Source organism: Desulfobacter sp. UBA2225 (genome assembly GCF_002348205.1).
GTDB classification, from domain to species: domain Bacteria; phylum Desulfobacterota; class Desulfobacteria; order Desulfobacterales; family Desulfobacteraceae; genus Desulfobacter; species Desulfobacter postgatei.
Genome location: NZ_DDYV01000152.1, coordinates 1 through 6,479, shown reverse-complemented (window position 1 = coordinate 6,479; position 6,479 = coordinate 1). Strand labels below are relative to the sequence as shown.

Below are 6,479 nucleotides of genomic sequence, written 5' to 3'. Positions count from 1 at the left end.
GTGAATATCCTCACCTGTCAGGCTGTTACAGCGGCACGCAGCACTTTGGCCGCTGCCACCAGATTTTTCAAGAATGCTTTTGTCTCGGGCCAGGCCCGGATTTTTAATTTGCCCTGAGTGTCCCAGGGCAAATGTACATTGACCTTGCCTGCATCCGTTGGCCTTCTAAGGGTGATGGATAAAAAATCACCCCTTACCACTCTACGACCCTAAAACGCAGCATGAGCCTTATCTGTTTCTCCCTTGGATCAAGCCCCCTGGTGAACCGTAATCTGGGGAAAGGGAATATCCCAGTTGTATTGGGAAGCCGCGTCAACGCACCATCTTTGTATGCTTCGTGTCAAACGGTTGTATACGGGTGCCTGACTGCCTTTGAAATCGGTAATGACGACCAGATCCAGGGATGAGCCCCGGCTTGCGCAAATTCTACCCTCAGGTTCAGCAGGTCGTCAGCATACCCTTCTTTTTCAATCTGTTCTTGGATAAATGCGGATAAAAGTTCAGGAATCGTTGTAGTGGCATCTTTCTGGTGGCCATAACCAATACCGAAGGGCACCTTAATTCGAAAATTCACAGAAAGATTCAAAGGTGTCATGGCCAAAAAATCAGCCGTTTGATAGGTTTTTTTCGCACCGCCCCTTAATACCAGCTCCACGGTTTCATGGCTTAAATGGGTCACACCGCCCCGGGTGCCGTCGGAAAGGATTACCCAGTCATTTTTCCGGCAGGGGAACCAGGATTCATGGGTATCACATCTCCTGGATGTTTTGCCGATGAGTTCGGTAATCGGTATTCTCAGCGTAATGCCCAAATCAGGATTTTCGAGCAGGGTATGAAAATTGATATGTTTAACCCGCCAGGCAACGCCCTGGTACACCATGCGTTCGCCTTCCCTGACCGCACCGACATTGAGCATCAGCTTGCTCTTGTCCAGATACATGGGCAACGTGTACTTGGTGGCCCACACCACGCCCATAATAAAAATAATGGTCAGGGAAAGCAGCACCCAGTCCTCCACAAAATAAAAGACCGCCATGACCGCCAGCACCGTCAATACAAGCGTCATGAGCCGGTACACCAGTTCAAGCACCCGTATATGAAAGGGGCGGTACTCCAGTTTGTATCCGGGCACAAGGCGGATCAGGGTGTGGTAGAGACCTTTGATTAACAGCACCACACCAATGCAGGCCAGGATAGCCAGAAACAGGTATAATCCCCGGGTTCTGAAAAATATTTTAACAGAGTCCTGGGTGCTGTCAATCACCGACGCCTCTTGCCGCTTGATTTCGTCAAGTTTAAGCTGGACAAGGTCCACCTTATTCTTTATCTGGCTTTCAATCCCTTTGTACTCGGGCAGGATATCTTTAAGTGCGGCAACCAGCGCCTGATCCTTGGTCTGACTGAGCAAAGACTCAACGCGGCTTCTGGCCTTGATTGCCACGGGAAGCAACTCCTGGTAATTGGCCAATTCATCATTGAGTTTAGATTTATGCCTGGCTTTGACCGTCAGCCGCTTAAGCTCCATAATCCCGGGCTCGGCCAGGGAGAGAAGTTCGTCTTTCCAGTCAAACCGCTCTTTTTTCTTGGCCACAAACAGACCAATTTCAACCCCTGTGGCGATCATTTCAAAATCGGTTACAGCATCCGCTATCTGTTTATCCAGTGCGGCAAGTTCTTCGTTAAGAGATTGTCTTTCGGTTTCGGAACTGGCCTTGTCCATGGCCTGTTTCTTTTCATCCATACGTTGTTTCAACGTGGCTTTGCTTTTGACAATAGACCTAAGAATTTCAAGGGTATTCTGTTGTGCTTCAGCCTCGAATGTTGACGAATCATCCGCTTTACCCAGGGTCTGGGCCGCAGTCCCTGATGCCGAAGAAGCAGCCGGGGTTTCCTGGCTGATTGCGATGCAGGGCAACAAAATTAATGCTGTAATGATAAGTGCTATATATTTTTTCATGTGCTTTTTCTCCGGTTCATCCAATGGCGTCTTGTGACATTAAAAAAAAAGGGCGAAGCGCATTAAATGCGCTCGCCCCTGAACCATTACCGGTTTAATTATTGTTGAACTTTATTCTTCTTTTCCGGCATCTGCCATCATTTTAAGCATGGCATATTTTTCCTCAACCTCTTCTCCAAGGGCTGCCCTTAAACGTTTGGACTCCTCGGGGAAGCTTTTTTCCAGGGCCGCAAACCGCACTTCACCGCTCAAGAACGCCTGCAGGGTGCCGTCAGGTTCTTTGGAGTCAAGGATAAAGGGATTTTTACCTTCATGGGTAAGCTGGGGATTGAACCGGAAAATAGGCCAGTAACCGGATTCAACAGCCAATTTCATCTCTTCCTGGGTTTTACCCATACCTTTTTTGATGCCCTGGTTAATGCATGGGGCATAGGCGATGATCAGGGAGGGGCCGGGATAGCTTTCCGCTTCCAGGATCGCCTTAAGCGTCTGGTTCTTGCTGGCGCCCATGGAGATGGTTGCAACATAAATATACCCATAACTCATCATCATCCGGGCCATATCTTTTTTCCCGATTTTCTTTCCGGATGCCGCGTATTTGGCAATGGCACCGGTGGGAGTGGCCTTGGAGGACTGCCCGCCCGTGTTCGAGTAGACTTCGGTATCCAGCACCAGAATATTGATATCATCCCCGGATGCCAGTACATGGTCCAGGCCGCCAAAACCAATATCATAGGCCCAGCCGTCACCGCCGAAAACCCAATGGGATTTTTTCACGAACAGATCATTTTCACAATAGATCTCTTTAAGCAAGCCCGAGGAGGCATCTTTGAGCAGTTGTTTAAGCTCACCACCGTATTTTTGGGATTCTTCAAGGTTATCCTTGCCTGCGATCCAGCCTTCCATGGCGGCTTTGATATCATCGGAAACGCCCTGTTCAATGGCCTTTTTCATCTTTGCAGCCAGGGTGTTGCGTCTGGATTTGGTGGCCAGCAGCATACCGTAACCATATTCAGCAGCATCCTCAAACAGGGAAGATGCCCAGGCAGGACCCTGGCCGTCGGCATTGGTACAATAGGGCATAGAGGGCGCTGATCCGCCCCAGATGGAGGAGCAGCCCGTGGCGTTGGCAACGGTCATTCTCTCGCCAAAAAGCTGGGTGACCAGTTTTACATACGGCGTTTCCCCACATCCTGAACATGCACCGGAGAATTCAAGCAGCGGTTTCCAGAACTGGCTGCCCTTGAGCGTGTCGCGTTTCATAAGATCGGTCTTGAACGGAACAGTCAAAGAAAATTTATGATTCTCTTTTTCCACGTCCAGCTGGGAAGCAAGGGGTTTCATTACAAGGGCCGGTGTCTTGGCCGGGCAAATATCCGCGCAGTTACCGCAACCCTGGCAGTCAAGGGGATTGACCTGAACTCTGAATTTCAAGGCTTCCATGCCCTTGCCTTTGGCGTCAACCGTGCCAAAGGATGCCGGGGCATTTTTGAGTTCATCCGCTGTGGCCACAACGGGTATAATAGCGGCATGGGGACATACAAAAGAACACTGGTTGCACTGGATGCAGTTGTCGGCAATCCACTCGGGCACATTGATGGCAACACCGCGTTTTTCATACTGGGATGTCCCTGCTTCAAATACGCCATCCACGGAAAAGGCGGATACCGGCAGATCATCACCCTCCTGGGCATTAATTCTGCGCATCACCTTATCCACAAAAGGCGTGGCAGGTTCTTCAACTGCAGGTTCGTTAACGGCATCTTTCCATGATTCGGGCACATCCACTTTCACCAGCTTGTCCAGGGTTTTGTCCACGGCCTCGATGTTCATGTTTACGATGGCATCGCCCTTTTTGCCGAACATCTTTTTGATGTCGGCTTTCAGCAGATCAATGGCTTGTTCAACGGGAAGCACATTGGCAAGGTTGAAAAAGCAGGTCTGCATGATCATGTTAATGCGGTTGCCAAGGCCCACTTCACCGGCAATTTTCACGGCATCAATATTATAGAAGTTCAGTTTTTTATCATAGATGGTGCGCCTCACATGACCCGGGATATGTTTTTCCATATCTGCGATGGTGGACCATTCCGAGTTGAGCAGGAAGGTGCCGCCCTCTTTCAGTCCCTTAAGGACATCGTAGATCTGAACATAGTTGGACTTATGACAGGCGACAAAATCTGAATTTTCAATCAGGTAGGTACTCTTAATTTTCACATCACCAAAACGCAGATGGGAAACAGTAAGCCCGCCGGATTTTTTGGAGTCATAGGCAAAATAGCCCTGGGCATATTTGTCGGTGTTGTCCCCGATAATGGCGATGGCGGACTGGTTGGCACCTACAGTTCCATCGGAACCAAGGCCCCAGAATTTGGCGGATATGGTACCTTCCGGTGCAGCGTCAAACCCTTTTTCCACATCCAGGGAAGTATGGGTAACGTCGTCGATGATCCCCACGGTGAAATGATTTTTCGGGGAAATGGACTTCATGTTGTCATATATGGCTTTGACCATGGACGGATTGAATTCCTTGGAGGAGAGCCCGTAACGGCCGCCGATGATCCGGGGGCCTTCGCCGTATTCCATAAAAGCGGTGCAGACATCCTGGTACAAGGGTTCGCCGATGGCACCGGGTTCCTTGGTCCTGTCAATCACCGTAAGGGTCTCCACGGAAGAGGGCACGGTGCGCAAAAATTCCTGGACGTCAAAGGGTCTGTACAACCGTACTTTTATCAGGCCTAAGCGCTCGCCCATGGAATTGAGTTTTTCAATGGTCTCTTCAATGGCTTCACAGCTGGAACCCATGGCAACAATAACGCGGTCGGCTTCAGGGTCACCCACATAATCAAAGGGTTGATAACGCCGTCCGGTAAGATCGCCTACCTTTTTCATATAGTGTTTAACAATGGCAGGAACTTTAAGGTAAAAGGAGTTGGTTGCTTCCCTGCCCTGAAAATAGATATCCGGATTCTGGGCGGTCCCGCGGGTGTCAGGGTGTTCAGGGTTCATGGCCCTGGCCTTGAATGCCCAGTATGCATCATAGTTAAACAGAGATGCCATCTGCTCGTACTCAATCATTTCAATTTTTTGAATTTCATGGGAGGTTCTGAATCCGTCATAGAAATGGAGGAACGGCACCCGGGCGTCCATGGTTGCAAGATGTGCCACAAGGGCTAAGTCCTGGGCTTCCTGAACAGAGTTGGAGGACAGCATGGCAAAACCGGTCTGCCTGGCGGCCATAACATCCTGATGATCTCCGAAGATGGAGAGGGCATGGGCGGAAATGGCGCGGGCCGTTACATGAAAAACACAAGGAAGCAGTTCGCCTGCAATCTTGTACATATTGGGTATCTTGAGCAACAATCCCTGGGAGGCTGTAAAAGTGGAGGTCAAAGCGCCTGCTGAAAGGGAACCGTGGACAGCACCGGCAGCACCGGCCTCGGACTGCATCTGCTTGATGTCCAGGATCTGCCCGAAAATGTTTTTTCTTCCCTGGGATGCCCAGGAGTCCGCAATTTCACCCAGAGGGCTGGAAGGTGTGATCGGGTAAATCGCTGCCACCTCGCTCATGGCGTATGCCACATGGGTTGCCGCAGTATTCCCGTCAATGGTCTGCATTCTTTTTTTCATAAAAATTTCCTTTAGCTGTGGAAACCCAAGCCTTCAGGCTTGAGAGGTAACAGTACTTTAGCACGTCATTTTTGTAAAAAGGCATATAATATTTAAACAGCCATATGCCAGAGCTGAGAACACCCGTTTCCGGGGTAAAGTCTGCCTCGCTAAAGTTATGACCGGGTTTGGCGCAAGCAGCACTGGCTTAACCCCTTAGACCTGTTTAACCACTTACCGTAGAGCCTGGGGCTGGCAAGCACCCCAAGGTACCTATTTCCGATCTAACGTAGTGCTCGAAGCACTTAAGCTGGTCAGCATGGGGCTTGCCTAAACAAGCCCAAGCACTTTAGGCTTGGGTAGCTGACAATCTTTCACCTCGTTGAATGGTCATGCAAATAAATAAGCAATCTATTGCTTATTGAATTGCTTTTATATCTCACAACTGAAAAAACCGGTCAAGACCTATTTTGCACACGGACACACAGGGTTAACCTGGATACGCCTGAAAGCGAATCCGATTCCGGCCAGGTTGCCGGGAATCGGATTCTTTGTGTTTGCCAATGCTCTTCAATGCACGTGCGCCGGACCGCCGGGAGGGATTCCTATATGCCCAATTTCTTTTCCAGTTCGGCCACGGCCAGGGTCGTCTTGATCACAGTGTCCGGATTAAGGGACATGGTCTCGATGCCGCATTCCACCACAAATTCGGCGAACTCCAGGTAATCGCTGGGGGCCTGGCCGCAGATGCCAATGTATTTGCCCTTTTTTACGGCGATCTCAATCACCTGGCGGACCATCTTTTTCACGGCCGGATTGCGCTCGTCATATACATGGGAGACAAGGGACGAATCCCGGTCCACGCCGAGCAGCAATTGTGTCAGGTCATTGGTGCCGATGGAGAAACCGTCGA

3 protein-coding genes are annotated in these 6,479 nt (G+C 50.1%); all 3 read right to left on the bottom strand.

Going from position 1 to position 6,479, the window contains the following annotated elements; translation table 11 throughout:
* Positions 1 to 340: 340 nt before the first annotated feature.
* The gene (locus tag B3D59_RS07880; RefSeq protein ID WP_286818784.1) at positions 341 to 1,957 is read right to left on the bottom strand and encodes a hypothetical protein; all 1,617 of its coding nucleotides are present in this window, start codon (positions 1,955 to 1,957) and stop codon (positions 341 to 343) included.
* Between the two features lie 111 nt (positions 1,958 to 2,068).
* Positions 2,069 to 5,587 carry a pyruvate:ferredoxin (flavodoxin) oxidoreductase gene (gene nifJ, locus B3D59_RS07875; protein WP_286818783.1) on the bottom strand — a complete coding sequence of 1,173 codons (3,519 nt, stop codon included), beginning with the start codon at positions 5,585 to 5,587 and terminating at the stop codon, positions 2,069 to 2,071.
* A 584-nt stretch (positions 5,588 to 6,171) separates the two neighbouring features.
* Positions 6,172 to 6,479 (bottom strand): putative PEP-binding protein (locus B3D59_RS07870; protein WP_349676875.1); only part of this gene is annotated, 308 nt, incomplete at its 5' end.

Coding starts and splice junctions, on each gene's coding strand:
- B3D59_RS07880 (WP_286818784.1), bottom strand. CDS start 1,957: ATGAAAAAATATATAGCACTTATCATTACAGCATTAATTTTGTTGCCC.
- nifJ (WP_286818783.1), bottom strand. CDS start 5,587: ATGAAAAAAAGAATGCAGACCATTGACGGGAATACTGCGGCAACCCAT.